This is a genomic window from Methylosinus sp. R-45379, assembly GCF_001644125.1.
In the GTDB taxonomy this organism is placed as follows: domain Bacteria; phylum Pseudomonadota; class Alphaproteobacteria; order Rhizobiales; family Beijerinckiaceae; genus Methylosinus.
This window is the reverse complement of sequence record NZ_LUUM01000254.1, coordinates 16,364-42,270: the sequence shown is the minus strand read 5'-3', so window position 1 is coordinate 42,270 and position 25,907 is coordinate 16,364. Positions and strand designations below refer to the sequence as shown.

Annotated in this window: 21 protein-coding genes and 1 pseudogene; 4 read left to right on the top strand and 18 right to left on the bottom strand. The window is 66.5% G+C overall.

Annotated elements, in window-relative coordinates; all coding sequences use genetic code 11:
* Nucleotides 1–48: 48 nt before the first annotated feature.
* The 4 genes and pseudogenes from A1351_RS12895 to A1351_RS25375 all read right to left on the bottom strand — a co-directional run bounded on the left by A1351_RS12895 (nucleotide 49) and on the right by A1351_RS25375 (nucleotide 4,678).
* Entirely contained in the window at nucleotides 49–1,959 is a 1,911-nt protein-coding gene (locus A1351_RS12895; protein WP_064033165.1) for a S9 family peptidase, read from the bottom strand.
* Between the two features lie 123 nt (nucleotides 1,960–2,082).
* Nucleotides 2,083–3,000: a neutral zinc metallopeptidase gene (locus A1351_RS12890; RefSeq protein WP_024879451.1), complete on the bottom strand. Its 918-nt coding sequence runs from the start codon at nucleotides 2,998–3,000 to the stop codon at nucleotides 2,083–2,085.
* The gene (locus A1351_RS12885) at nucleotides 2,997–3,872 is read right to left on the bottom strand and encodes a TIGR00282 family metallophosphoesterase (RefSeq protein WP_024879450.1); all 876 of its coding nucleotides are present in this window, start codon (nucleotides 3,870–3,872) and stop codon (nucleotides 2,997–2,999) included. The genes A1351_RS12890 and A1351_RS12885 overlap by 4 nt, the downstream gene beginning before the upstream one ends.
* Before the next feature lie 123 nt (nucleotides 3,873–3,995).
* A pseudogene (locus A1351_RS25375) lies at nucleotides 3,996–4,678 on the bottom strand (SDR family NAD(P)-dependent oxidoreductase).
* Nucleotides 4,679–4,833: 155 nt separating this feature from the next.
* On the opposite strand from A1351_RS25375, the gene A1351_RS12875 reads away from it, so the two are divergent.
* The 4 genes from A1351_RS12875 (at nucleotide 4,834) to A1351_RS12860 (ending at nucleotide 7,679) form a co-directional block, all read left to right on the top strand.
* Nucleotides 4,834–5,268 carry a MarR family winged helix-turn-helix transcriptional regulator gene (locus A1351_RS12875; protein ID WP_024879448.1) on the top strand — a complete coding sequence of 145 codons (435 nt, stop codon included), beginning with the start codon at nucleotides 4,834–4,836 and terminating at the stop codon, nucleotides 5,266–5,268.
* A gap of 76 nt (nucleotides 5,269–5,344) precedes the next feature.
* Nucleotides 5,345–6,544, top strand: a complete 1,200-nt coding sequence (locus tag A1351_RS12870; protein ID WP_026598170.1) for an aminodeoxychorismate synthase component I — start codon at nucleotides 5,345–5,347, stop codon at nucleotides 6,542–6,544.
* Nucleotides 6,496–7,206: an aminotransferase class IV family protein gene (locus A1351_RS12865; protein WP_024879446.1), complete on the top strand. Its 711-nt coding sequence runs from the start codon at nucleotides 6,496–6,498 to the stop codon at nucleotides 7,204–7,206. Before A1351_RS12870 ends, A1351_RS12865 begins: the two co-directional genes overlap by 49 nt.
* The gene (locus A1351_RS12860) at nucleotides 7,203–7,679 is read left to right on the top strand and encodes a GNAT family N-acetyltransferase (RefSeq protein ID WP_024879445.1); all 477 of its coding nucleotides are present in this window, start codon (nucleotides 7,203–7,205) and stop codon (nucleotides 7,677–7,679) included. Before A1351_RS12865 ends, A1351_RS12860 begins: the two co-directional genes overlap by 4 nt.
* A gap of 230 nt (nucleotides 7,680–7,909) precedes the next feature.
* Here the strand turns inward: A1351_RS12860 and aspS are convergent, their stop codons facing one another.
* The 14 genes from aspS to mraY all read right to left on the bottom strand — a co-directional run bounded on the left by aspS (nucleotide 7,910) and on the right by mraY (nucleotide 25,898).
* On the bottom strand, nucleotides 7,910–9,688 hold the full coding sequence (gene aspS / locus A1351_RS12855) for an aspartate--tRNA ligase (RefSeq protein WP_024879444.1): 1,779 nt from the start codon (nucleotides 9,686–9,688) through the stop codon (nucleotides 7,910–7,912).
* A gap of 135 nt (nucleotides 9,689–9,823) precedes the next feature.
* Nucleotides 9,824–10,744, bottom strand: coding sequence for a UDP-3-O-acyl-N-acetylglucosamine deacetylase (gene lpxC, locus A1351_RS12850; RefSeq protein WP_024879443.1), 921 nt, complete (start codon nucleotides 10,742–10,744; stop codon nucleotides 9,824–9,826).
* 218 nt (nucleotides 10,745–10,962) lie between these two features.
* Nucleotides 10,963–12,669, bottom strand: coding sequence for a cell division protein FtsZ (gene ftsZ / locus A1351_RS12845; protein WP_024879442.1), 1,707 nt, complete (start codon nucleotides 12,667–12,669; stop codon nucleotides 10,963–10,965).
* A gap of 97 nt (nucleotides 12,670–12,766) precedes the next feature.
* A complete protein-coding gene (gene ftsA / locus A1351_RS12840; RefSeq protein WP_026598166.1) occupies nucleotides 12,767–14,080 on the bottom strand; it encodes a cell division protein FtsA in 1,314 nt (437 codons plus the stop codon).
* Nucleotides 14,077–15,075, bottom strand: coding sequence for a cell division protein FtsQ/DivIB (locus tag A1351_RS12835; RefSeq protein WP_083967313.1), 999 nt, complete (start codon nucleotides 15,073–15,075; stop codon nucleotides 14,077–14,079). Before A1351_RS12835 ends, ftsA begins: the two co-directional genes overlap by 4 nt.
* Nucleotides 15,072–15,995, bottom strand: a complete 924-nt coding sequence (locus A1351_RS12830; protein ID WP_024879439.1) for a D-alanine--D-alanine ligase — start codon at nucleotides 15,993–15,995, stop codon at nucleotides 15,072–15,074. The genes A1351_RS12835 and A1351_RS12830 overlap by 4 nt, the downstream gene beginning before the upstream one ends.
* Before the next feature lie 202 nt (nucleotides 15,996–16,197).
* Nucleotides 16,198–16,536, bottom strand: coding sequence for a hypothetical protein (locus A1351_RS12825; RefSeq protein ID WP_036308753.1), 339 nt, complete (start codon nucleotides 16,534–16,536; stop codon nucleotides 16,198–16,200).
* Nucleotides 16,537–17,041: 505 nt separating this feature from the next.
* Nucleotides 17,042–18,556: a hypothetical protein gene (locus A1351_RS12820; protein WP_064033163.1), complete on the bottom strand. Its 1,515-nt coding sequence runs from the start codon at nucleotides 18,554–18,556 to the stop codon at nucleotides 17,042–17,044.
* Nucleotides 18,553–19,479, bottom strand: a complete 927-nt coding sequence (gene murB / locus A1351_RS12815; RefSeq protein WP_064033162.1) for a UDP-N-acetylmuramate dehydrogenase — start codon at nucleotides 19,477–19,479, stop codon at nucleotides 18,553–18,555. Before murB ends, A1351_RS12820 begins: the two co-directional genes overlap by 4 nt.
* Before the next feature lie 223 nt (nucleotides 19,480–19,702).
* Entirely contained in the window at nucleotides 19,703–21,109 is a 1,407-nt protein-coding gene (gene murC / locus A1351_RS12810) for a UDP-N-acetylmuramate--L-alanine ligase (protein ID WP_026598159.1), read from the bottom strand.
* Nucleotides 21,106–22,230, bottom strand: coding sequence for an undecaprenyldiphospho-muramoylpentapeptide beta-N-acetylglucosaminyltransferase (gene murG / locus A1351_RS12805; RefSeq protein WP_083967312.1), 1,125 nt, complete (start codon nucleotides 22,228–22,230; stop codon nucleotides 21,106–21,108). The genes murC and murG overlap by 4 nt, the downstream gene beginning before the upstream one ends.
* Nucleotides 22,227–23,390 carry an FtsW/RodA/SpoVE family cell cycle protein gene (locus A1351_RS12800; protein WP_024879434.1) on the bottom strand — a complete coding sequence of 388 codons (1,164 nt, stop codon included), beginning with the start codon at nucleotides 23,388–23,390 and terminating at the stop codon, nucleotides 22,227–22,229. The genes murG and A1351_RS12800 overlap by 4 nt, the downstream gene beginning before the upstream one ends.
* Nucleotides 23,387–24,811 (bottom strand): UDP-N-acetylmuramoyl-L-alanine--D-glutamate ligase, encoded by a 1,425-nt coding sequence (murD, locus tag A1351_RS12795; RefSeq protein ID WP_064033161.1) that lies wholly within the window; start codon nucleotides 24,809–24,811, stop codon nucleotides 23,387–23,389. Before murD ends, A1351_RS12800 begins: the two co-directional genes overlap by 4 nt.
* A 4-nt stretch (nucleotides 24,812–24,815) precedes the next feature.
* The gene (gene mraY / locus A1351_RS12790) at nucleotides 24,816–25,898 is read right to left on the bottom strand and encodes a phospho-N-acetylmuramoyl-pentapeptide-transferase (protein WP_024879432.1); all 1,083 of its coding nucleotides are present in this window, start codon (nucleotides 25,896–25,898) and stop codon (nucleotides 24,816–24,818) included.
* Between the last annotated feature and the right edge of the window lie 9 nt (nucleotides 25,899–25,907).

Sequence of the window (25,907 nt, the reverse complement as noted above, 5' to 3'; positions counted from 1 at the left end):
CTCCGATGCGAGCCTTCAGGCTCGCTCTCGTCCAGCGGCGGCCGGCCGCTACGGCAGCGCCAGTTCCGACGCGCCCTTCTCGATCTTCAGGCTGCTCGCGGAAAGCTCTTCCGCCCGCACCGGCTCGGCGCGGCCGCCGAGATGGCGGGCGAGGAAATTCTCCGCGACCGCGTGATAGGAGAGCGCATTCTCCGGCCGCGCGAAGCCATGGCCCTCGTCGGGATAGAGCAGATAGGCGACGGGAATCTTCTTGGCTTCCAGCGCCGCCACCATTTGCTCGGCCTCGGCCTTTTTTACGCGCGGATCATTGGCGCCTTGCGCGATCAGCAGCGGCTTGGCGAGACGATCGGCGGAATGGAGCGGCGAGCGCTCGCGCAGCAGCGCGCGCCCCTCCTCCGTCGCCGGATCGCCGAGCGCCTTCACCAATTGCGCGCGTGCGGATTCCCAATAGGGCGGAATGGTCGCGATCAACGTCTCGAGATTGGACGGGCCGACGACATCGACGCCGCAAACATAGCGCTGCGGATTGCGCGTGAGGCCGACGAGAGTCGCATAGCCGCCATAGCTGCCGCCCATGATCGCAATACGACTCATATCGGCGATCCCCTGCCTTATCGCCCAATCGACGGCGTCGTTGAGATCATCGTCCATGCGCCGGCCCCATTCGTGATCGCCGGCGTTGACGAATGCTTTTCCCAGCCCGGTCGAGGCGCGGAAATTCACGCTGAGCACGGCATAGCCGCGATTGGCGAGCCATTGATGCGCGGCATTGAAGCCGAAGGAATCGCGCGACCACGGCCCGCCATGGACATAGAGAACCATGGGTTGCGGCGCCTTCGCCTCCGCCGTCTGCGGCGACGTGAGATAGCAGATGAGATCGAGCCCATCGCGCGATTTGATCGTCACCGGCCGCATCGGACGCAAAGGCGCGCCGATGAGCTGCGGCCGCGCATGATGCAGCAGGCGCAGGCTCTTCGCGCGCCGATCATAGAGATAGGAGGCGGACGGACTGGTGTCGGATTGCGCCGAGACGGTCCAAAGAGAATCATCCTCGGTGCGGCTGCCAATGCTCCAATCGCCGATGCCGCGCGCGTTCAGAAAGTCGATATCCGCCTTTATGCGATCGTCGAGCGCGACATATTCGAAGCGCTCGCGCTCGACGCTATAGGCGAGCGGCTCATAGCTGTCGCGATCGCCGATGATATGACCGATATCGGCCTTGTCGCTCTCGGCGATGAGCTTGGTCTCGCCAGAGGCGACGTCGACGCGAAACAGCACGGCCTTGTCACGCCCGCGGCTGTCGCGCAAGAACAAGGTCTTCGCCGCGGCGTCGAGATGCAGCGGCGATGATGTGCGCGCATCCTCCGGCGAAAAGGTAATCCATTGCGTCCAGCCACGGCCGCCATCGGGACGCAAAATCTCGCTGCTTCCATCCTTGCCGCTGCGTATGGCGAGGCGCGGCGTGAGATCATCGTCGTGGATGAAGCCGGCGAAGCCTGGATTTTCTTGCACCAGCGTCAATTCGCCGGTGGCGATGATGGCCGAATAGAGATCGTGAAAGCGCTTGTCGCGGCGGTTGATGGAGAGAAGGATTCGATCGCGAATCTTGCGGCTGGTTCCGCTGACGCGCGCGGCGACGCCCTCGAAGGGCGTGAGATCGCGCGCGGCGCCGCCCTCGGCGTCGACGACATAGACGTGAAAATTCTCGTCGCCGCCCTCGTCCTGCATATAGAGCAGGCTGTGGCCGTCATAGGCCCAGGAGAAGCTCCGCACGCCGCGCTTGCGATCATTGGTGACGACGCGCGCATCCTCGAGGCGATCGAGCCGCGCCACGAAAATATTGAGCACGCCTGCATCCGGCTGCAGCCAGGCGAGCCGCCGCCCGTCCGGGCTCAGCCGCGTCCCCGCCTTGGTCGGATTGCCGAAAAGATGCGCTCTGGGAATGAGCCGGTCGGGCATTGCAATCGATCTCCGCAAAATCGAAACCGCTTCACAGAGCTAGCCTGAAGGCTCGCGGTCCAGGGAGCTCTTTGGACCGCGAGCCTTCAGGCTCGCTTCTCAGTCGAACAATGACGCGAGACGCTAGCGCTGCGCCGTAAATGTGTTGCAGGCGTCGATCTTGCCGGTCTGCAGACCGCGCTGGAACCATTCGACGCGCTGCGCCGAGGAGCCATGGGTGAAGCTGTCCGGCACCGCATAGCCCTGCGCGGAACGCTGGAGACGATCGTCGCCGATCGCCTGCGCGGTGTTGATCGCCTTTTCGATGTCGCCCTTCTCGAGAATCTTCCAATTCTGATCGGCGTGCGCCGCCCAGACGCCGGAGAGGCAATCGGCCATCAGCTCCACGCGGACCGAGAGATTATTGGACTCGGAACGGCTCGACGCCATCTGCTGCGCGCGCTGCACCTTGGGCAGAATGCCGAGCAGATTCTCGATGTGATGGCCCATCTCATGGGAGATCACATAGGCATAGGCGAAATCGCCGCCGCCGCCGAAGCGCCGATCCATGTCGCGGAAAAACGATGTGTCGAGATAGATTTTCCGGTCGACGGGGCAGTAGAAAGGCCCCATGGCCGATTGCGCGCGGCCGCAAGCCGAACCGGTGACGCCGTTGAACAGAACGAGCCGCGCCGGGTCGAAGCGAATGCCCTTCTGCTCGGGCAAAATCTGCGACCACACGCGCTCATTGCCGGCGAGCACGGCGGAGATGAACTGACCCTGGCGATCGGCCGGCGCGCCAGTCGGCGCCTGACGCGTCGGGCGATCGAGCCGCTGCTGCGCCACCTGCCCGCCGCCGCGCATATTGCTGAGCACTTCCGCGCCGCCGATCAGCAGCGCCGGATTTATGCCGAACGCATAGGCGAGGACGCCGAGAATGACGATCGTGCCCAGCCCGAGCCCGCCGCCGCCTCCGAAGCTCGGCCCCGCGCCGGCGTCGGCGTAGTCCTGGCTGCGACGATCCTCAATGTTGTCGGACTGGCCGAGCTGATCCCATCTCATCGCCTTGGCGCTCCGATCGCTTCGACGAGCCGCCCTGCCCGGGCCTCGTCCTCCTCCTGCCAGAAGTCCGGCTTGGCCTGCGCCAGCCGGCCGCCGAGCCGCACCGGGGCGATGCGCCGCGCGAGGCCGTCGGCCGAAAGCTCCACCGCGACGCCGCAGAGCGTCGCCTCGCCCTGGGCGGGCTCGAAACGGGCGCCCGGCGTTTTGCGCGTGAAGCGGCGCAGCGGCTCCTCCTTCTCCATGCCGATGACCGAATCATAGTCTCCAGTCATGCCGGCGTCGGTCATATAGGCCGTGCCATGCGGCAATATCTGCCCGTCCGCCGTCGGCACATGGGTATGCGTGCCCACCACCAGAGAGGCGCGTCCGTCGACGAAATGGCCCATGGCCATTTTCTCGCTGGACGTTTCGGCATGTATGTCGACGATGAGCGCGTCGCAAGCCATGCCCAGCGGACAGGCGCCCACTTCCCGCTCAATGGCGGCGAAGGGATCGTCCAGCGCGTCCATGAAGACGCGGCCCTGGACGTTCACCACCAGCACCTGACGGCCGTTCTCCGCCGTGTAGAGATTGGCGCCCCGGCCGGGCGTGCCGGGCGGATAATTCACCGGGCGCAGCAGCCGCGGCTGACGCTCGATGAAGACCAGCGCCTCGCGCTGATCGAAGGCGTGATTGCCGGTGGTGATGCAGTCGGCGCCGGCGGCGAGCATCTCGTCGCAGATCGCCTCGGTTATGCCGAAGCCGCCGGCGGCGTTCTCGCCATTGACGACGATGAAATCGAGCGCCCAGCGACGGCGCAGCTCCGGCAGCCGCTCCTGTATCGCCTTGCGCCCGGCCCGCCCCACCACATCGCCGATGAAGAGGAGGCGCATCCCGCGCTCGCTCGGCGAATGATCGGTGGAATGGGGCATGAGAACGCTCGTGGGACGGAAGGGAAGCTCAGATGTTCCATATAGCGCAATGGGGCGGGGAGCAATTTTCCGCTGGGGTCGACGCTACCAGTCCAGTCGCCCGGCAGGCCCCCAAAAGCCGCCGCTCGTCGGCGCCGGGTCCAGCGTCGCGAGACGCACGGCGACTTCCGCGCCCTCCGCCGGCGTCACCCCGCCCGCGCGATAGCCATTGAGCGCGGTCGCGACCTGCCCCGGCGAGGTCGCATAGACTTTGACCGAGGTCTCTCTCAAATGCTTGGCATATTCCAGCGTGAGCGAATTCAGCGCCGCTTTCGAGCTGTTGTAGGCGAGCCAATTGAGCTTCACCAGAGGCGGCTCCATGCGCGCCGTCATGCTGTGCGAGCCGAGCAAGGCGGATTGATTTATGACGCGGCCGTCTTCGGATTTCATGAGCAACGGCAGAAACGCGTTCGTCACCATGGCCACGCCGAAGACATTCGTCTCGTAGGTTTCACGAAAATCCTGCAATGTTGTTTCCGTCGGACGCTTGTGCTGGTCCCTGGCGATCCCCGCATTGTTGATCAGCACGTCCAGCCGACCAATCTCGCCGGCGAGCCGGATCGCGGCCTGAGAGACGCCGGCGGAATCGGTGACGTCCAGCGCGAGCGCGACGACATCCCCCCCTCGCGAAGTTCCGTCACGACGGAGTCGCCGCGCTCGACGTCGCGCGCGCCGATGACGACCTTCAGCCCTTTCGCCGCCAGCTGACGCGCGATTTCGAGCCCCATGCCGGCAGTGGCTCCGGTTATAAGAGCGACGCGGGCGGTATCGCCCGTGGAATCGGCGGACTCGACGATGGACATGAGCGCTCTCCTGAAAATTAAAGGCCCCTTATACAAGGACCCTTATATATTGATCGAGGCAATTATACAAGGGGCCTTATATGGTCGATGACCGATTGAGGGCGGCGGCGCTCGGGCTGAAGCGCGCGCAAGCCGCAAAGAGCGCGCTTCTCGACCGACGTCTCGCGAGCATCGGCCTGACGATGGCGCTCTGGGTCGTCCTCGAACGAATTCGCGCCAATCCGGCCCTATCCACCCATGCGCTCGCCGAGGCGAGCCTGATGACCGATCAATCCGTCGGCGAGCTGGTGAGCAAATTGGCGAAACGTGGCCTCGTCGAACGCGTGAGCGGACCCGGCCGCGCGATCCGCCACCATCTGACAGATTCGGGAAGAGAGCTGCTCGAACGCGCGGCGCCTCTGCTTGAAGAAGCCTTGCAGAGCGCCTTTTCCGAGCTTAGCGCGGCCGAGATCGAGCAGCTGATCCGGCTGCTCGACAAAATCGCGCCGGCGAAAGCTTCAGGCGCTTCGCTATGAAGCTCCAACTCGCGGCTTCATCCGCAGGCCCGGCTGATATAAGATGGGCTTTCCGAACCGGAGCGCCGCGTCCCTCATGTTCCATATCGCCGAGCTTCGCGGGCGCGAGCCTTTCGACCCCAATAAGGCGCCCGATGGCCCCTTCGTCGTCTTCGAGGACGGACGAAACGGCGCCGCCCTGCTCTTCGACGAGCCGGAGGAGATCATCCGCGCCGACACGGCGGCGGAGGTCCCGCAGGCTTTCGCGCGCATGGAGGCGGCGACACGGCGCGGGCTCTTTCTCGCGGGCTACGCCGGCTATGAGCTGGGCTATGCGCTGGAAGCGAAATTCGCGAGCGGCCCCCTGCCCCGGGCGCGCACGCCGCTGCTGCTCTTCGGCGCGTTTCGCGCGCCGCGCCAATATGAGTGGCGCAACGCCGCCTCGCTCGCGACCGAGACCGCGCCGGTCGAGATCGCGCTGACCCCCGCGTGGAGCCTCGCCGAATATACCGAGCGCTTCGACGCCTGCCGCGAGCTCATCTATGCGGGCGACGTCTATCAGATCAATCTGACCTTCCCCATGCATGGCCGCTACGAGGGCGAGGCGACGGCGCTCTATCGCGCGCTGCGCAAGCGCCAGCCGGTCGCCTATGGCGGCGTGGTCGCGCTCGGCGAGGAGAAAATCGTCTCGCTCTCGCCGGAGGTTTTTTTCGACGCCTGCGAAGGCGTGATCCGCGCGCGGCCGATGAAGGGCACGGCGCGGCGCGGCTTTCTGCCGACCGAGGATATGGCGCGCGCCGCGCTGCTGACGCAGGACGAGAAATCGCGCGCCGAAAATCTGATGATCGTCGATCTTCTGCGCAACGATCTCTCGCGCCTCTCCGAGGTCGGCTCGGTGCGCGTGACCGATCTCTTCACCGTCGAGACCTATCCGACGCTGCATCAGATGACTTCCGGCATAGAGGCCAAGCTGCGCGACGGCGTGACGCTCGCCGATCTCTTCGCCGGGCTATTTCCCTGCGGCTCCGTGACCGGCGCGCCGAAAATCCGCGCCATGGAGATTATTCGCGATCTCGAATGCGCGCCCCGCGGCGTGTATTGCGGCTCGCTCGGCCTCATCGCGCCCGACGGGGCGATCCGTTTCAATGTGGCGATCCGCACGCTCACACTTTTCCCCGATGGGGAGCTCGTCTGCAACGTCGGCTCTGCGGTCGTCGCCGATTCGCGGGCGCGCGAGGAATATGAGGAATGTCTGATCAAGGCGAAATTCCTGACCGGAGCGAAGACTTCGGCCTGATCGAAACGCTGCTGTGGACGCAGGACGGCGGTTTTCTCTATCTGGACGAGCATGTCGCGCGGCTTTCCGCCTCGGCGCGCGCGCTCGGCTTTCTCCATAGCGACGAGGCCTTTCTCGCGGCGCTGAACGAGGAGGTCGCCGATCCGCTCGACGACCGTCTGCGCGTGCGCTATGCGCTCGGCCGCGACGGCCGTTTCGAGGCCAGCTCGCTGCCGATCGACGCGATCACGCCGGATACGATCTGGCGCGTCGCCATCGCCGAGGCGCGATTCGAAGCCGACGATCCGATGCTGCGCCACAAGACGACGCGGCGCGAGCTCTATGAGCGCGAGCTGGCCGAAGCGGCGATGCGCTGCCGCGCCGACGAAGTGCTGTTTCGCAATGAGCGCGATGAAGTCTGCGAGGGCGCGCGCACCAATGTCTTTCTCGCACGCGATGGCGTGCTGCTGACGCCGCCGCTCTCCAGCGGGCTTTTGCCGGGAACATTGCGCGCGCATCTTCTCGCCAGCGGCAAGGCGCGCGAGAGCCTGCTGCGGCTCGAGGACTTTGCCGGCGACGCGGAATTTTATTTCGGCAATTCCGTGCGCGGGCTCGTTCGCGCGGCGTTGATCGTCGAGGAAGAGTCCGTCGAGGACGAGACCGCCGAGGACGAGGAGGCGTGATCCGCATCCGCCCCGCCGCGCGCGCGGATAGCGCGCTGGTCGCCGCTTTCGTGCGCGAGCTAGCGGAATATGAGAAGCTCTCGCATGAGGTCGAAGCGTCGGAGGAAATGCTCGCCGAGGCGCTGTTCGCGCAAAATCCGCGCGTCTTCTGCGATATCGCCGAATGGGACGGCGCGCCGGCCGGCTTCGCGCTCTGGTTCTATACGTTCTCGTCGTTTCGCGGCCGGCACGGAATCTGGCTCGAGGATATTTTCGTGCGGCCGCAGTTTCGTGGCGCCGGCATAGGCAAGGCGCTGCTCGCCCATCTCGCGCGGCGTTGCGTCGCCGAAGGACTCGGCCGTTTCGAATGGTCGGTGCTGGATTGGAACGCGCCCTCCATCGCCTTCTACGAGGCGCAGGGCGCAAAGCTCATGCATGAATGGAAAATCTGCCGCATGACCGGCCCCGCGCTGGGAAATCTCGCGGAAAAATGACGCCGCATCCCTTCCTTCTCCCACTTGTGGGAGAAGGTGGCCCCGCGAAGCGGGGTCGGATGAGGGTTCTTCGACGTAGGGCGAAATATCAAATCCATGCGCGGATTTTCATTGCGATCCGACATGGAGATAAATTTCAAGAGGGCAGCCAACCGCAGCCGCCCTCATCCGACCTCGCTTCGCGAGGCCACCTTCTCCCACGAGTGGGAGAAGGGGCGCAGCTGGTAGGCTCAGCCTTTTTCGGGCAGGTTCAAGCGAATGTGCAGCTCGCGCAGCTGCTTGGCCGTCGCCTCGGAGGGCGCGCCCATCAGCAGATCTTCGGCGCGCTGATTCATCGGGAACAGCACCACCTCGCGCAAATTCTCCTCGCCCGCCAGCAGCATCACGATGCGATCGACGCCCGGCGCAATGCCGCCATGCGGCGGGGCGCCATATTGGAAGGCGCGATACATGCCGCCGAATTTCTCGATCAGCACATCCTCGCCATAGCCGGCGATCTCGAAAGCCTTCTTCATAATGTCCGGGCGATGGTTTCGGATCGCGCCCGAGGACAATTCGATGCCGTTGCAGACGATGTCGTATTGATAGGCGAGAAGATCGAGCGGGTCCTTGCTCTCCAACGCCTCCAGGCCGCCCTGTGGCATGGAGAAAGGATTATGCGAGAAGTCGATCTTCTTGTCGTCCTCGTTATACTCGTACATCGGGAAGTCGACGATCCAGCAGAACTCGAAGACATCGGTCTTCGAAAGCCCGAGTTCCGTCCCGACGCGCAGACGCGCGGCGCCGGCGAGCTTGGCCGCCTTCAGCTCCTCGCCTGCCGAGAAGAACAGCGCATCGCCGGCCTTCACGCCGCCCTTGGCGGCGAGCGCAGCCAGCGCCTCCGGCGGGATGAATTTCGCGATCGGCCCCTTGCCGATCAGCGCGCCATTCTCCTCGTCGAAGATGATATAGCCGAGGCCCGGCGCGCCTTCAGACCGCGCCCAATCATTGAGCTTGTCGAAGAAGCTGCGCGGCTGCGCGGCTGCGCCCGGCGCCGGAATGGCGCGCACCACCTTGCCCTTGAAGGCCTTGAAGCTCACATCGTCGCGCGCGAATTCCGCGCTCACATCGGCGATGATCAGCGGATTGCGCAGATCGGGCTTGTCGGAGCCATATTTCAGCATGGCGTCGCGGAAGGCGATCTTGGGGAAGATCGGCGTCACCGGCTTGCCGCCGCCGAATTCCTCGAACACGCCGCGCAGCACGGGCTCGACCGAGGCGAACACGTCTTCCTGCGTCACGAAGCTCATTTCAATATCGAGCTGGTAGAACTCGCCGGGGCTGCGGTCGGCGCGGGCGTCCTCGTCGCGGAAACAGGGCGCGATCTGGAAATAGCGGTCGAAGCCCGCCACCATCAGCAGCTGCTTGAACTGCTGCGGCGCCTGCGGCAATGCATAGAATTTGCCGGGGTGAATGCGCGAAGGCACCAGAAAGTCGCGCGCGCCCTCCGGCGAGGAGGCGGTGAGGATCGGCGTCTGGAACTCGAAGAAGCCCTGGGACTTCATGCGCTGGCGCAGCGAATCGATCACATTGCCGCGCAGCATGATATTGGCGTGCAGCTTCTCGCGGCGCAGGTCCAGGAAGCGGTATTTGAGCCGCGTCTCCTCCGGATAGGGAAGATCGCCGAACACCGGCAGCGGCAGCTCGGCCGCCGGGCCGAGCACCTCGATCTCGGTGACATAGACCTCGACGAGACCGGTCGGCATGTCGGGATTTTCTGTGCCGGCGGGGCGCTTGCGCACCTCGCCGTCGAGGCGCGCGACCCATTCGGAACGCAGCTTCTCCGCGGCCTTGAAGGCCGGCGAATCGGGGTCCACCACGCATTGGGTGAGGCCGTAATGGTCGCGCAGATCGATGAACAGCACGCCGCCATGGTCACGAATGCGGTGGCACCAGCCGGAGAGCCGGATTTTCTCGCCGGCATGGGCCTCGCGCGGCTCTCCACAATTATGCGAACGATAGCGATGCATTTTGCGTGTCTTTTGTCTCGTAGGGAGGGACGTTTCTAGCCGCGGAGAAGCGCAGGGGGAAGCGCCGGTGTCAAGCCGGAGCGTTGCGTGGCGGGCGCTGCGACCGAAACATGGCGGACGAGCGGAAGCGGAGCTTCAGCCAGACGCGCCGATACGGGCGGCGGGGCGCCCGCGCGGCCGCTGCTCGCCGCCGACGATGGCGAAAGCGGAAGGCGTCGCCAGCAGCGTCTCGACCAGAGCGAGATTGAGCCTGTGGCCGCCACGATAGGAGCGGAAAGCGCCGATGATCGGCGCGCCGGCGAGGGCGAGATCGCCGAGCACGTCCAGCATTTTGTGACGGACGAACTCGTCGGCGAAGCGCAGCCCCTGCGGATTGAGCGCGCGGCCGTCCGAAAGGACGATGGTGTTGTCCAGCGAGGCGCCGAGCGCCCTGCCCTCGCGCCACAGACGCTCGGCGTCCGATAGAAAGCCGAAGGTGCGGGCGCGGGCGATCTCGGCGCGAAAGCTCGCCGGCGTCAGCCGCATCCGCCGCCGCATGCGGCCGATCGGCGCGGCGGCGTAGGAAATCTCGACATCCATGGAAAAGCCGCCGGCTGGCGCGGGCGTGAGCTCGGCCCAAGCGGCGCCGTCGGCGACGCGCACCGGCGCGCGAATCACAATGGCGCGGCGCGGCGCGGCGAGCGCGACGATTCCCGCTTCGTCGATCGCCTCGACGAAAGCCGCCGCCGAGCCGTCCATCGCCGGAACCTCCGGCCCGTCGACCTCGATCGCCACATTGTCGACCCGAAGGCCGCGCAGCGCCGCCATCAGATGCTCGATCGTCGAGATGGACGCGGCGCCGGAGCCGAGGCGCACGCAAAGATCGGTGGAGGAGACATTGCGCGCCTCAGCGCGTAGCGCATCCACGCCGCCGAGCCGCGTGAAGACGATTCCCGAGCCCGCCTCGGCGGGCATGAGGAGGAGCCGCGAGGCGAGGCCGCTATGCGCGCCGACGCCGCCCAGCGCCACTGTGGCGCCGAGCGTCGTCTGCATCCTCGTCGGTCGATGCGACGTCATCGATTTCGTCTCACTCCGGGAAAGCGGTCCGGCCCGCCGCACGCGCGCGATGATGCGCGATTGTGGCGGAGCGGCGCCGGCGCAGAATAATCCGCGCCGCAGCGGGGCTCCAGTCACGGTTTTTTACAAAATGTTACAGCCGACACGAATGAGAAAAGGCCCGCCGGAGCGGGCCTTTCACAGATTTCGCGATCACGCGGCGCAGGATCGGCGAAAGATCAGCTGTTGATCTGGCGGCGCAGGAAGGCCGGGATCTCGAGCTGCTCCTCCTCGATCGAGCGGGCCTGCGCCACGCGGCGGCCATGCGGATCGAGCCCGGCGTGTCCCGCCGGCTGCTGCGGCGCCTGGGGAACCGGGCGCTTGGCGTATTCCGCATGGCTCTGCGTGGGCGCGGGAGCCTGCGGGCGCATCTGCGGACGCGGCGCGGCGGCGGCGGCCGGCCCCTGCAGCGTGTCCTCCTGGCGGCTCGCGCCGAAGGAGGCGAGGCGCTCCAGCAGCGTGCGGCGGCGGGCGGCCTCTGGCGCCTGAGCGCCGGCGACGTCGCCGCGCGCCTGGCGATACTGCTCCTGCACCGGACGCGGGAAGTCCTCGATCTGCGGCATGCGCATGCGCGGCAGCTCGGCGGCCGGCGGGATGTAGGGCTCATGCGCCTCCATCATATGGGCCGGCTGCGGCGCGGGCTCCGGCGCATAGACCGGACGCGCCGCCACCTGCTCGAGATAGACGTCGCGCGAGGGCGCTTGCGCCTGCTGCGGCTCGCCGTAATAGGGCGAGGGCTGGCGCTCGATCGGCGCCGGCGCGGGCTCGGGCGCATAGGCCTGAGGCGCCGGCTGCGGAGCGGGCTCGGAGATGGTCTGTACGAAGGAGACCCGGCCCTGCGCCGCCACCTGGGCGCGCAGACGCTCGGCGGCCTCCAGCACGCGGGCTTCCGCGGCCGCGGCGTCCTCGGCGGCGGTAGAAGGCAGATCGATGCCCGTCGCCACCACCGACACGCGCACGACGCCCTCGAGCGAGGAGTCGAAGGTCGCGCCGAGAATAATGTTGGCGTCCTCGTCCACCTCCTGGCGGATGCGGCTCGCCGCCTCGTCCACCTCATAGAGGGTGAGGTCGTTGCCGCCGGTGATCGAGATCAAGAGGCCGCGGGCGCCCTTCATCGACACTTCGTCGAGCAGCGGATTGGCGATGGCCGCCTCCGCCGCGAGGCTGGCGCGGCGCTCGCCGGTGGCCTCGCCCGTGCCCATCATCGCCTTGCCCATGCCGCGCATGATCGAGCGCACGTCGGCGAAGTCGAGATTGATGAGGCCTTCCTTGACCATGAGATCAGTGACCGAGGCGACGCCCGAGTAGAGCACCTGATCGGCCATGGCGAAAGCGTCGGCGAAGGTCGTCTTCTCCGTGGCGATGCGGAAAAGATTCTGATTCGGGATGATGATCAGAGTGTCGACCGACTTCTGCAGCTCGGCGATGCCGCCCTCGGCGATGCGCAGGCGGCGCTGGCCCTCGAAATGGAAGGGCTTGGTGACGACGCCGACGGTGAGAATGCCCATCTCGCGGGCGATGGCCGCGATGACAGGCGCGGCGCCCGTGCCCGTGCCGCCGCCCATGCCGGCGGTGACGAACACCATATGCGCGCCGGTGAGGTGTTCGCGGATCTCGTCCTTGGCCTCTTCCGCGGCGGCGCGGCCGACTTCCGGCTGCGCGCCGGCGCCGAGGCCTTCGGTCACCTGCAGGCCCATCTGGATGATGCGCTCGGCGCGCGAGGAGGCGAGCGCCTGCGCGTCGGTGTTGGCGATCAGAAAGTCCACGCCCGACAGGCCCGACATGATCATGTTGTTGACGGCGTTGCCCCCACCGCCGCCGATGCCGCACACCAATATGCGGGGCTTCAATTCCCGGAGCTCGGGCGCCTTGAGATTGATCGTCATCGCCAGACCTTTCGACTGATTTTCATGCGACTGCGCGTCGGTTGCCATCCCCGGAGCGTGTCGCCGACGCGCGCCTCGCTCTCCATGCTCGAAATTCTCAAAAACTGTCTCTCAACCACTGTCCGACCCGAGAGATGTACCCATTGGTCCCGGTCCCGCGCATCTCCGCCTCGCGGCGTGGCTCGAAATATTCGCGCCCCGCGAATTGCGGATAGACGAGCAGACCGACGGCCGCGGCGAAAGCCGGGCTCCTGGCCGATTCGGGCAGGCCGTCTATGCCGGCCGGCCGGCCGACGCGCACCTGTCCGCCCAGAATGCGGCGCGCCGCCTCCGGCAGGCCCGTGAGCATGCAGGCCCCGCCGGTGAGCACCACGCGCCGCCCCGCATGCGCCGAGAAGCCGGACGCCGCCAGACGGTCGCGCAGGAACTCCAAAGTCTCCTCGACGCGCGGACGAATGATGCGCACGAGATGCGATTTCGGCGCATGCGCCGGATGCTCGCCGCTCTCGCCCACATGATCGAAGGCGATCGTCTCGCGATCGTCGGAGGGAGAGGAGATCGCCGCGCCATAGAGCGTCTTCAGACGCTCGGCGTCGCTCAGACGACAGTCGAGGCCGCGGGCGATATCCATAGTGATGTGATTGCCGCCGAGCGTCACCGCATCGACATGCGCCAGCGCGCCGCCGGCGAAGACGGCGAGCGAGGTGACGCCCGCGCCCATATCGATGACGATGGCGCCGAGTTCGGCCTCATCGGCCTCCAGCACGGCGAGGCCGGCGACGTAAGGCGCCGCAGCGGCCGCCTCTATGCCGAGATGGCAGCGCTCCACGGCGACGAGAAGATTGCGCATCGCCGCCTGATCGCAGCTGGCGACATGGAGATCGACGCCGAGCTCGCCGCCGACCATGCCGGCGGGCTCGCGAATGCCGGCGGAGCCGTCCAGCGAGAAGCCGGTGGGCAGCGAATGGACGACGACGCGGCCGCGCTCCGTCACATGGGCGGCGGAGGCCTCGAGCACGCGATGCACATCGGAAGGCGCGACGGCGCCCGAGACGACGCGCGTCTTGGCGGCGAAATGCTGCGAGGCGAGGCGGCCGCCGGAAGCGGTGACGATGATGGCGTCGATCTGCGAGCGCGCCATGCGCTCGGCCGCGTCGACGGTCCGGCGCAGCGCGCTCTCCACCTCCTCCATATCGACGATCTGGCCGGCCTTCACGCCGCGCGAGCGCTGATGGCCGATGCCGAGCACGCGCGCACGATGCGTGCGCCCGCGCGGCGAGCCGTCGCCGACCGGCGTCAGCCGCGCGATGATGCAGGCGATCTTCGACGTGCCGACGTCGAGCACCGCCATGGTCGCGCTGCGACGAGCGCCGAGCTGCTTCATTCGCGGCGGGAAGAGATGTGACTTCATGTCTGGCCGCCCTTGTGTGAACCACGCAAACTCGCGGCCGCACGCGCGGCGGCCGCCTCCTCGGAAAGGCGCGCCGCTACGCGTCCCGGCGCGCGCAAATCGATCGAGATCACATCCTTATCGAGGATCCTGGCCTCACGCTGGAGTCGCTGCAGGACGGCGAGCGCCGCCTCCGGATCCTGCTCGGGGAGCTTGACCTCGACGCCATTGGTCATGTCGAGCGACCAGCGCCGCCCGGAGACGAGAATGCCGGCGCGCACGCGCGATTTGAGATCGCCGGCGGCTTCCAGCAGCCGCATATATTCGTCGAGCCGCTTCTCCGCGCCCTCGCCGACGACAAAGGGCAGGCCCAAAAATCGCTCGTCGCGCATCTCGTCGATGACGACGCCATCGGCGGCGACGACCGAGAGCTTGCCGTCGCGCTGCCAGAGCGCGAAGGGCCGACGCCCCTCGAGCGCAATAATGAGCCGATCGGGATAGAGCTTCAGCACACGCGCGCTCTCCACCAGCGGCAGCGCGGTCAGCCGCTCGCGAATCGTCTCCGCGTCGAGAAAGAGCAGCGAATGTGTGGGCTTCACGCCCGAAGCGGCGAGCACGTCGCCCTCGGAGAGCTCGCCGAGCCCGCTGATGGTGACGACCTCGATGGAAAAGCCGAGCGCGCGCGCCACGATATCGCGCGGCGCGCCATTGCGGGCGACGAATTCCGCATAGCCGCCATTATGCGCGACGCCGGCGAAGCCCACTCCGCCGAACAGCAGAGCGAGCGCCGCAGTGCCGATTCCCGGCAGAGCGGCGAGCCGCGAGAGACGCCCGCGCTCCGCGCGCGGAGCCGAGGCCGCCGGCGGGCGGACGCGCCGCTCGGCCGGCTGGGAGGCGACGGGGTTTACGTAAGGGGCGGAATAGGCGCCGGCTTGATACGATCCGGCTTGATACGAGCCAGCTTGGACGGGATGCGGATGCGCGACATCGAAGAGAGCCTCGACAGGCTCCCTCAACGATCGCAGGACGCGTCTTCCACCATCCATTTTACGAGCTCGCCAAACGAATATCCGGCATATGCCGCCATTTCGGGAACCAGCGAGGTCTCGGTCATGCCCGGCTGCGTGTTGACCTCCAACACGACGAGCTCGCCCGTACCTCCGGGGCGATCGTCGTATCGAAAGTCCGCACGGCTGACGCCACGACAGCCGAGAGCCCGATGAGCCTCGAGCGCCAACTGTTGGACCTCTTGGTAAATATTTTGTTTAAGATTCGCTGGAAGCACGTGTTTCGACCCGCCTTTCGCGTATTTCGCGTCGAAACCGTAGAAGTCCTCCGACACGGGGAGGATTTCGATGACGTCGAGAGCGCGGTCGCCCATCACCGCGCAAGTGAGCTCGCGGCCGTCGACGAAATTCTCCGCCAGCATGAAATCGCCATGGCGCCAATCGGCGGCGGCCAGCTCCTGCGGCGGATGCGAGCGCCCCTCCTTGACGATGAAGACGCCGAAGGACGACCCCTCGCTCACCGGCTTCAGCACGTAAGGGGGCTCGAGGGCGTGGGCCTTGGCCGCCTCGAGACGATGCAGCACGCGGCCGCGCGGCACGGGCACGCCGGCCGCCGCCATGACGCTCTTGGCCACATCCTTCTTCATCGCCAGCGAGGAGGCGAGCACGCCCGAATGCGTGTAGGGGATGCGCAGAATCTCCAGCACGCCCTGAATGGCGCCATCCTCGCCGAAGCGGCCGTGCAGCGCGTTGAAGGCGACATCCGGCGCGAGCTTGGCCAGAACCTCGGCGACGTCGCGGCCGACATCGACGCGGGTGACGCGATAGCCGACGCTCTCCAGCGCCTTGGCGCTCGCCTCGCCCGAGCGCAACGAGACATCGCGCTCCGAGGAGAATCCGCCCATGAGCACGGCGACGTGAGCAGTCATGACGCACCTTCGAGTTGTGCGAGGGCTTCGACCCTCGGTTGGATTTGGGAATGGGCCGGCGGGGGCGCGGACGGCGCGCCGCCACCCATCACGACATGCCCTGAGCAGATCATCGCCGCCATCGGCAGGGCTACGAAAGAGCGCGCCAGCCCATGATGACGCCACCGACGATCGACTCACGCCTTGGAGTGGCAGCGCGAAATTAATGCTTCGCTACCATTCCGGCGGTGAAGGCCACTATCTCCTGCCAGCGCAGAATGATGGCGATCACGGCGCCGATGATCGAGACAATCGACGCGATCTTGGCCGTGGTCGGAAGGGCGTTCACACGCCCTTTCAGCTCGCCGAACTCGACCGCGGAAGGGAGGCCGGCCACGCGCCCCTTCAGCTCGCCGATATCTGCAGCCAACATCGCCTTCAGGTCCTTGAAGTCGGAGGACGTCGGCATTGCGCGGAGAAGCCCCTTGATCTCGGCGGTGTCCTGAAGAAGCTTCTTCATGTCCGACTCGAGTGTGGTGACACGACGCTCGAGATCGCTCATCCCATCTCCTCCGCCGCCGGCTCCAGCTCCAGCGCTCGCAGCTCCAGCGCTTGCCTGGGCGATGTTTCTATCATGGGGAGCCGTCGAGCCGCCGACGACGTGCAGACGAGGCTTTTCAGTCATTTTTGTCGACCACCGACACGTTATGTAAGCGCACGAAGCCGCAATGACTACAAGTAAGCATATAGCAGTCGTGTCGGACCAGAACCGAATATGGGGGGCCAGAATCGTCGGAACGCGCTTTTCCGCGAGAAACGACCGACACTTTTACCAATTGCTGCTCATCCTCGGCCGACGACTCCCCGATCCAATTGTTCGTCCCGCAAAAGGGGCAGCCGCCGAGAGCTCCCTTTTCCTCGAGCCAAATTTGAAAATCATCCGCTCTCATAGGTCGTCCCTCGTCGAACGCACTCTGCCAGCAGCGCGAGCAATTCGCAAATCGGGCTCGGCAACCTCGAGAACTCCCCGAGCGACTGGGAATCGGTCAGGCGGCGCCTCCCCACTCTCACTCCGCCCGCCGCCAAATCTCTATATCCGCCGCCTGTTTCGCGAGCCTGTAGCCATCGAGCGCGCCGGCCATTTCCGGGCGCTTCAGCACCCATTCCCGCGTCGCCCGATCTTCGGCGACGATGACATCGGGGCGCCCCGCGCGAATGTCCTCGGCCAGCGCGGCGAGATCGGCGCTGCGCCGCGCCTCCAGCCGCTGGCGCCGCTCCGGCCCCGCCGTCTCGAGCAGCCGGCCCACGGCCGCTGTGACGAAGAGCGCATTCTGCCTACCCACCCATTCGCCCGCGAGCCGCCGCGTCAGAGGATGGCCGAAATCGAGCTGGCTGGCGATGGTCGCGATGCGCGGATGCGGCGGCGCGACCGCGGCCACGGCGGCCAGAAGGTCCTCGTGCTCCTCGTGATCGGTCAGCTGCTCGACGATTCCGAAATAGGCCGGCGCGGCGAGCAGCGCCGGCACGAACAGGAATTTCGTCAGCGCCGCGCGCACGCCGGCGACGGGGGCCGCGCGGTCGCGCAGAGCGAGAAATATCCAGGCGAATAGCAGCAGAACGATCGCGGGATAGGCATGATTCATCCAGCCCTTCCCCTGCAGCAGAAAGGCCGCGAAAAAACCCAGTGAGGAATAGAGCGCGACCAGACTCGCACGGCCGAGGGCGGCCCCGCGCGCCGCGACGACAAAGCCCACGAGCAGCGCCACATAGGCGAGCGCGAGCGAATGCGCGAGAAAATGGCCGAGATCGTCGCGCGCCGGCCCATAAACCTCGAGCGCGAGCGGCAGAGCCTCGCCGACATAGGCCGGAAAAGCGATCAGCGTCGCGCCGGTCACAATGACGGAGGCGAGCGCCGCGGCGACCAGCTCCGCTCGCAGCAAGGCGCGCACGCTGCGCTCCCGCCGAGCGAGCGCCAGCGCCGGCAGCGCGATGGCGAGGATGAAATGCGGCTTCATCGCCACGGCGAGGCCGCCGCAAATTCCCGCGACGATGCGCGCGAGGCGCGGCGCCGGCGCGCGCCCCTCCGCCGCCAGCGCGGCGAGCAAAGGAAGCAGAGCGAGCAGCGCGATATGCTCGCGCTCGGCGAAGACGATCTCCGGCGCGACCAGCAGCAGAAAGATCGCGGCGTTGAGCAGCTGCATCCATTCGTGCCGGCTGCGCGCCGCGCCATGGCGCAGCAGCAGAAAAGAAAAGCCGATGGAGCCCGCGGCGGCGAAAAAGACCAGCGCCGCGACCATCGCCTCCGTCGGAAGATGCAGCGCGCGGGCCAGCAGCACGGCCGGCATGAGCGAGAGAAACGCCGCCGGCGGATTGGGATCGCTCACCTCGACATAAGCGACGCGCCCATCGAGAACCTTCTCGGCGAAGGTCGAGAACCAGGAGACGTCGCAATCGATATGGCCGATGAGCTGCTGCGCGACGGCGACAACAGCGAGCGCCACGCCGAGCAGCGGGCTCGACAAAAGCTGCGCGAGCCCGTCGCTCTCGACGCTCGCGCGCGCGCTCTTCTCGAGGACCGTCATGCGAGGGCGAGGCCGATCCGCTTGATCTCCCAGCGCAGGAGAACGCCGCTCTTCTCCTGCACGCGCCGCCGCACCTCCTCGCCCAGCGCCTCGACGTCGGCGGCCGTCGCCTGGCCCCGATTGACGAGGAAATTGCAATGCATCTCGCTGACCTGCGCATCGCCGATCACGAGCCCGCGGCAGCCAGCCTCGTCGATCAATTGCCACGCTTTATGGCCCGGCGGATTAGCGAAAGTGGAGCCGCCAGTCTTCTCGCGGATCGGCTGCGAGGCTTCGCGCGCCTGCGTGATCCGCTCCATCTCCGCGAGGATCGCGGCGGGATCGCCCTTGCGGCCCTGATACAGCGCCTGCGTGAAAATCATATCGTCCGGCGCATCGCTATGGCGATAGGAGAAGCCGAGATCGGCGTTCGTATAGATGCGCAGATTCCCCGCGCGATCGACGCCGCGCGCCTCGATCAGCGCATCCTTGGTCTCGCCGCCATGCGCGCCCGCATTCATGCGCAGCGCGCCGCCGACGCCGCCCGGAATGCCGCGATAGAAAGCGAGCCCGTCTATGCCGGCGTCCGCCGCCGCGCGCGCGAGCTTCACATCGGGAACCGCGGCGCCGACGCGAATGCGCTCGCCCTCTTCGACAGCGATGGCCCCGAAGCCCTTGGCCGTCAGCCGAACGACGACGCCCGGCACGCCGCCATCGCGCACGATGAGATTGGAGCCGAGGCCGATGACCGTGACCGGAATCTCGCGCGGCAGACGCGCGAGAAAGTAAGCGAGATCGGCCTCGTCCGCCGGCGAGAAGAGAAGCTGCGCCGGCCCGCCGACACGAAACCAGGTGAGCGGCGCGAGCGGCTCATTTGCGGCGAGACGCCCGCGCAATTCCGGCGCGAGCGCGACGATCTCGGCCGAGATATCCGGAAAGCTCATCCGCAATCTCCGTGCGCGTCTCCTTCTCCCACTCGTGGGAGAAGGTGGCCCGGCGTAGCCGGGTCGGATGAGGGTCCATCGACATTACGCGCAGCACTTGAACGCAGCAAAACGAAGAGCCCCGCACTTCTACGCGGCCTCTCATCCGACCCTCGCTGACGCGAGGGCCACCTTGTCCCACAAGTGGGAGAAGGGACGCGCGTTCTCCATGTCTGCGCGATTGTCATGGCGCGAGCTCCGCCAATTGCGCCGGCAGCGCATAAGCCCATTTCGTAATGTCGCCGGCGCCGAGAAACACCACATAATCGCCCGGCGCGGCGATCTCGCGGATCAATCCCGGCAGCTCCTGCGGCGAAGCGAAGGCGCTCGCGCGCTCATGCCCTTGCGCAGCGGCGGCGCGCGCCAGCGCCGGGCCGTCGACGCCCTCTATCTCGCTCTCGCCGGCCGGATAAACATCGGCGATCAGCGCCACATCCGCGTCACTGAAACAGCCTGCGAATTGATCGAACAGCGACTGCAGCCGCGTGTAGCGATGCGGCTGCATGATGGCGATCACCTTGCCCTTGGTGGAAGCGCGCGCGGCGCGCAGCACGGCGGCGATCTCGACCGGGTGATGACCGTAATCGTCGAAGATGGAAACGCCCTTCCACTCGCCCGTCTTGGTGAAGCGCCGCTTCACGCCGGCGAAGCGCGCGAGCCCCTCGCGAATCTTATCCGCGGGAACGCCGAGCCGATGGGCCACCGCAATGGCCGCCGTGGCGTTGAGCGCATTGTGCCGCCCCGCTGCCGGCAGCAGAAGCTCGTCGAGCCGCGTCTCTGCGCCCGTATCACGATCACGCAGGAGCACCGAAAAGCGTCCGACGCCGCCGGAAAGATCGAGATCGAGCAGACGCGCCTCGGCCTCCTCGCTCTCGCCATAGGAAATGACGCGGCGATCTTCGATTTGGCCGATGATCTCGCGCGCGGTCGGATGATCGAGACAGACGGCTGCAAAACCATAGAACGGCAGATTTTCGATGAAGCTACGAAAGCCCTTCTTCACGCCGTCGAAATCGCCGAAATGATCCAAATGCTCGGGATCGACATTGGTGACGATGGCGACTTCCGCCGGCAGCTTCAAGAATGTGCCGTCGCTCTCGTCAGCTTCGACCACCATCCATTCGCCGGCGCCCGGCCGCGCATTTGTTCCGTAAGCGTTGATGATGCCGCCATTCACCACTGTCGGATCGAGACCGCCGGCGTCGAGCAGAGTAGCGACCAGCGAGGTGGTCGTCGTCTTGCCATGCGTGCCGGCGACGGCGACGCAACGCTTGTCGCGCATCAGCTCGGCGAGCATTTCCGCGCGCTTCACCACGGGCAGGCGCCGCGCGCGCGCCTCCGCCAGCTCGGGATTGTCGCGCTTGATCGCGCTCGACACGACGACGACGGCTGCTTCGCCCAGACATTTGGCGTCATGGCCGACATGCACGCGCGCGCCCTTGCCGGCGAGCCGTTGCAGATTGGCGCTGTCGGCGGCGTCCGTGCCTTGCACATCATAGCCTTGTGCGAGCAGAATTTCGGCGACGCCGGACATTCCAATTCCGCCAATGCCGACGAAATGAATGGGGCCGAGACGGCGCGGCATTCTCATGTGAGGCTCCCTCGCGCCAGCGCGGCGCTCTCTCTCTTCTGCGCGACGGCGAGCACGAGATCGGCGAGCCGCTCGGCCGCGTCGGTCACGCCGACGCTTTTTGCCGCCTGCCCGCGCCGCTGCAATTCGCCGCTGTCCGCAACGAGCGCGGCGATGCGTTCGGCGAGCCATTGCGGCGTGAAATCAGCTTGGCGCACGACCTCCGCCGCGCCCGATTTCGCCAGCACGGCGGCGTTTGCCGCCTGGTCCTGGTCCAACGCATGCGGCAGCGGCACCAGAATGCTCGGTCGCCCGATCGCCGCCAGCTCGGTGACGGTGGAGGCGCCGGCGCGCGCGATCACGAGATGCGCATGCGCGATGCGCTCCGGCAGATCGGCGAAGAAGGGCGCGATCTGCGCGACGATTCCGGCGCGCGCGTAAGTCATGGTGACGCGCGCGAGATCTTCCTCGCGCGCCTGCTGCGTCAGCTCGATGCGCTCGCGCAATTCTTTCGGCAGAGATTCGAGCGCCGCAGGCACGATATCGGACATCACCCGCGCGCCTTGCGAGCCGCCGGTGACGAGAAGGCGCAGCTTGCCGTCCTCAAAGCCGGGATAGGGCAGCGCAGCCGCCGCGAGCGCGGCGGGTCGCAGCGGATTGCCGGTGACGACGATCTTTTCCGTGAGCACATCCGAAACGCCGGAGAGCGGAAAGCCCGAGGCGACCGCATCGACGCGGCCGGCGAGAAAGGAATTGGCGCGGCCCATCACCGCATTCGCCTCATGCAGCACTGCGGGAATGCGCAGAAGCGTGGCGGCGAAGAGCGGCGGCACGCTGGGATAGCCGCCGAAGCCGACGACGGCGAGCGGCCGAATGCGCCGCAGAAGAAACAGCGCCTGCGCGGCGCCTACGCCGAGTGTCGCGATCGCCGTCGCCTTGGCGAAGACAGAGCCGCCGCGCGGAGTCGCGGAAGCGATTGTATGCATGGCGCGCGCGGGAAACTCGCCGCCATAGCGCAAGGCGCGCTCATCGGTGACGAGTTCCACCTCGAGCCCACGCGCGCGCAGCGCATGCGCGAGCGCCTCGGCCGGAAAAAGATGACCGCCGGTGCCGCCGGCGGCGAGCAGAACGGGCGCGCTCATGCCGCCGCTCCCATCGGCGCATGGCTCGCATGCTCCGTCTCGACGACGGGTTCTATATGCGGGCGCCGACGCGTGACAGCGAGCAGAAAGCCGAAGCCGAGCGCCAGCGAAATGAGCGAGGAGCCGCCATAGGAAATGAAAGGAAGCGTCATGCCCTTCGACGGCATGAGCTGAAGATTCACCGCCATATTGATCGCGGCCTGCAGGCCGAACAGCATGACGAGGCCGGCGGTCGCGAAGCCGCAGAAGGCGTCGTCATTGCGCGAGGCGGAATAGAGCCCGCGCAGCACGATGAGGCCGTAGATCGCCGCCACCGCCATGCAGACGAAGAGGCCGAACTCTTCGCCGATGACGGCGAAGATCGTATCCGTATGCGCGTCCGGCAATATGCGCTTCAGCGTGCCTTCGCCCGGCCCTTTGCCGAACCAGGAGCCGCTGATGAAGCTGTAGAGCGCGGTGTCGGCCTGGAATGTGTCGGCGACGCCCTGCCCGGCCGCTTGCGGATCGAGAAAGCGCGTCACGCGCGCATGGACGTGCGGCAGAAATTTATAGGCCGCGACCGCGCCGACGGCGCCCGCGCCGCCGACGCCGAAAATCCAGAACCAGTGAATGCCGGCCATGAACAAGAGCCCCGCCCAGACGAGCGAGATCAACATGGTCTGGCCGATGTCCGGCTGCATCACCAGCGGCGCGACGGTGACGGGCAGCAGAGCGATGGCGAGAAGATTGCCGGGAACGTCCTTGCGCTTCGCGCCTTCCGAAAAGGCCCATGCGGCCATGATGACGAAGGCCGGCTTCAAGAATTCGGAGGGCTGAACTCCGAAGATCCAGCGCTTGGCGCCCTTCACCTCCTGGCCGAAGAACAGCGTGCCGACGACGAGCGCGAGCGAGACGATCCACAGCAAAATCGCCGCGCGCCGCACATGACGCGGCGTGAGAAAGGAGACGCCGATCATCACGAGGATCGCCGGCGCGAGATAGATCACCTGCCGATGCACGAAATGAAAGGTGGAGAGATGCAGCCGCTCGGCGACGGGCGGGCTGCCGGCCATAGCGAAGACGAGGCCGCAGACGATGAGCAGCGCGACGCCGGCGAGGAGCCAGCGATCGATCGTCCAGGCCCAATCAGAGAAGGTGGAACGCTCCGCGCGCGAGATCATAGGCTTTCTCCGGCAATGGGCGCATGCGCATGCAGCTCGCGCGCGAGCAGGCGAAAAGCGTCGCCGCGCGCTTCGAAATTGGCGAATTGATCGTAAGAGGCGCAGGCCGGCGACAGCAGCACCACGGGCTCGCGCGCCGCGCTCAGCGCGGCCTCCTCGGCCGCGCGCGCGATCGCCACATCGAGCGTTCCGCAGTGCTCGTAAGTCACGGCGCCCTCGAGCGTGCGCGCAAAATCCTGCGCCGCCGCGCCGATGAGATAGGCTTTGGCGATGCGTGGGAAGAGCGGACGCAGCGGCTCTATGCCGCCCTCCTTCGCCTTGCCGCCGGCGATCCAGAAAATATCGTCGTAGGAGAGCAGCGCCTTCTCCGCCGCGTCGGCGTTCGTGGCTTTCGAATCATTGACGAAGACGACGCGCCCGCGACGCCCCACCTCCTCCATGCGATGCGGCAGGCCGGGATAGGTGAGCAGCCCGCGCGCGATCTCCGCGCAGGAAAGTCCGCAATGCCAGGCGACCGCGGCGGCGAAGGCGGCGTTCTGCGCATTATGCGCGCCGCGCAATGTGCGCGCGCCCTCGAGATCGCCGAGCGTCTCCGTCTCCTCCGGCCCATGGCCGGCCTCTCGATAGAGCGCCTTGCGCGCCTCGATGAAAAAGCCCCAATCGAGCGCACGCGCGGCGGAGACGGGATAGACGCGCTGGCCCTCGCGGCGTCGCTCGGTCAGCCGCGCGCCGATCGCATGAGAGAAGGCGTCGTCGACGCCGATCAGCGCGACATCGGCGCCGGCGACGAGACGCTCCTTCACCGCCGCGTAATTTTCCATCGTGCCGTGACGGTCGATATGGTCGGGCGTCAGATTGATGAGAATGCCGATGGACGGCGCGAGCGAAGGCGTCAGATCGATCTGAAAAGAGGAGCATTCGATGACGTGAATGCGCGTCTCGGAGGGCGGCTCGAGATCGAGGATCGGCGTGCCGATATTGCCGCCGAGCTGCACATCCTTGCCGGCGCTGCGCAGAAGATGCGCGATCAGCGCCGTGGTCGTCGATTTGCCATTGGTGCCGGTGATGGCGATGAAGGGCGCGCCGGGCGCCTTCGCCTGCCGCTCACGACAGAACAGCTCTATGTCGCCGATCACCTCGACGCCCGCCTCACGCGCGCGCGTGACCGTCCAATGCGGCTCGGGATGTGTCAGCGGCACGCCGGGCGAAAGAATGAGCGCGGAGAACTCGCGCCAATCCGCACTCGTCAGATCGACGATCTCGACGCCCTGCGCCTGCGCCTTGGCGCGGCCGGCCTCGCCATCGTCCCAGGCGGCGACATTCGCGCCGCCTGCGATCAATGCGCGCGCCGTCGCAAGGCCAGAGCCGCCGAGCCCAAAGAGCGCGACCTTGCGCCCTGCAAATGTCGTCGCCGGAGTCATGCGCTCACCTCAGCTTCAGCGAGGAGAGCCCGAGAAGGGCGAGCACGAAGGAGATGATCCAGAAGCGAATGACGATCTGCGGCTCGGTCCAACCCATCTGCTCGAAGTGATGGTGGATCGGCGCCATGCGGAACACGCGCTTTCCGGTGAGCTTGAAGCTCGCCACCTGCACGATGACGGAGGCGCCCTCGAGCACGAAGAGGCCGCCGATGATGGCGAGCACGAATTCCTGCTTGATGGCGACCGATATGGTTCCGAGCAATCCGCCGAGCGCGAGCGAGCCGGTGTCGCCCATGAAGATCTGCGCCGGCGGCGCGTTGAACCACAAAAAGCCGAGGCCCGAGCCGATCAGCGCCGCGCAGACGATGGTCAGCTCGCCCGTGCCGGCGACGTGATTGACGCCGAGATAATCCGAGAAGATCGAATTGCCGACGAGATAGGCGATAATGGCGAAGGCGCCGGCCGCGATCATCGACGGCACGATGGCGAGGCCGTCGAGACCATCGGTGAGATTGACGCAATTGCCCGCCGCCACGATAACGAAGGCGCCGAAGGGGATGAACAGCCAGCCCAGCGAGAAGGCGTAGCCCTTGAGCAGCGGCAGCGCCAGCTTGGACATATTGTCGCCGCCGACCGTGGTGAGCGCATAGCAGGCGAGGCCGGCGACGGCGAACTCGAGCGCGAGCCGCGCCTTGCCGGAAAAGCCTTTGTGCGATTGCTTCGTCACCTTCAGATAATCGTCGTAGAAGCCGATCGCGCCGAAGGAGGCGGTGACGAGAATGACGATCCACACATAGGAATTCTTCAAATTCGCCCAGAGGAGAGTGGCGACGAGCAGACCCGAGAGGATCATCAGCCCGCCCATGGTCGGCGTGCCTTTTTTGGTGAGCAGATGCGAGGCCGGACCGTCCTCGCGAATGGGCTGGCCCTTGCCCTGCTTCAAGCGCAGCGCGTCGATGATGGTGGGGCCGAAGAAGAAGACGAAGAACAGCGCCGTCGTCGCCGCGCCGGCGGCGCGGAAGGTGATGTAGCGGAAGAGGTTCAGCGGACCGAAGAGATGCGAGAAGTCCGCGAGCAGCGTCAGCATTCGTCTTTT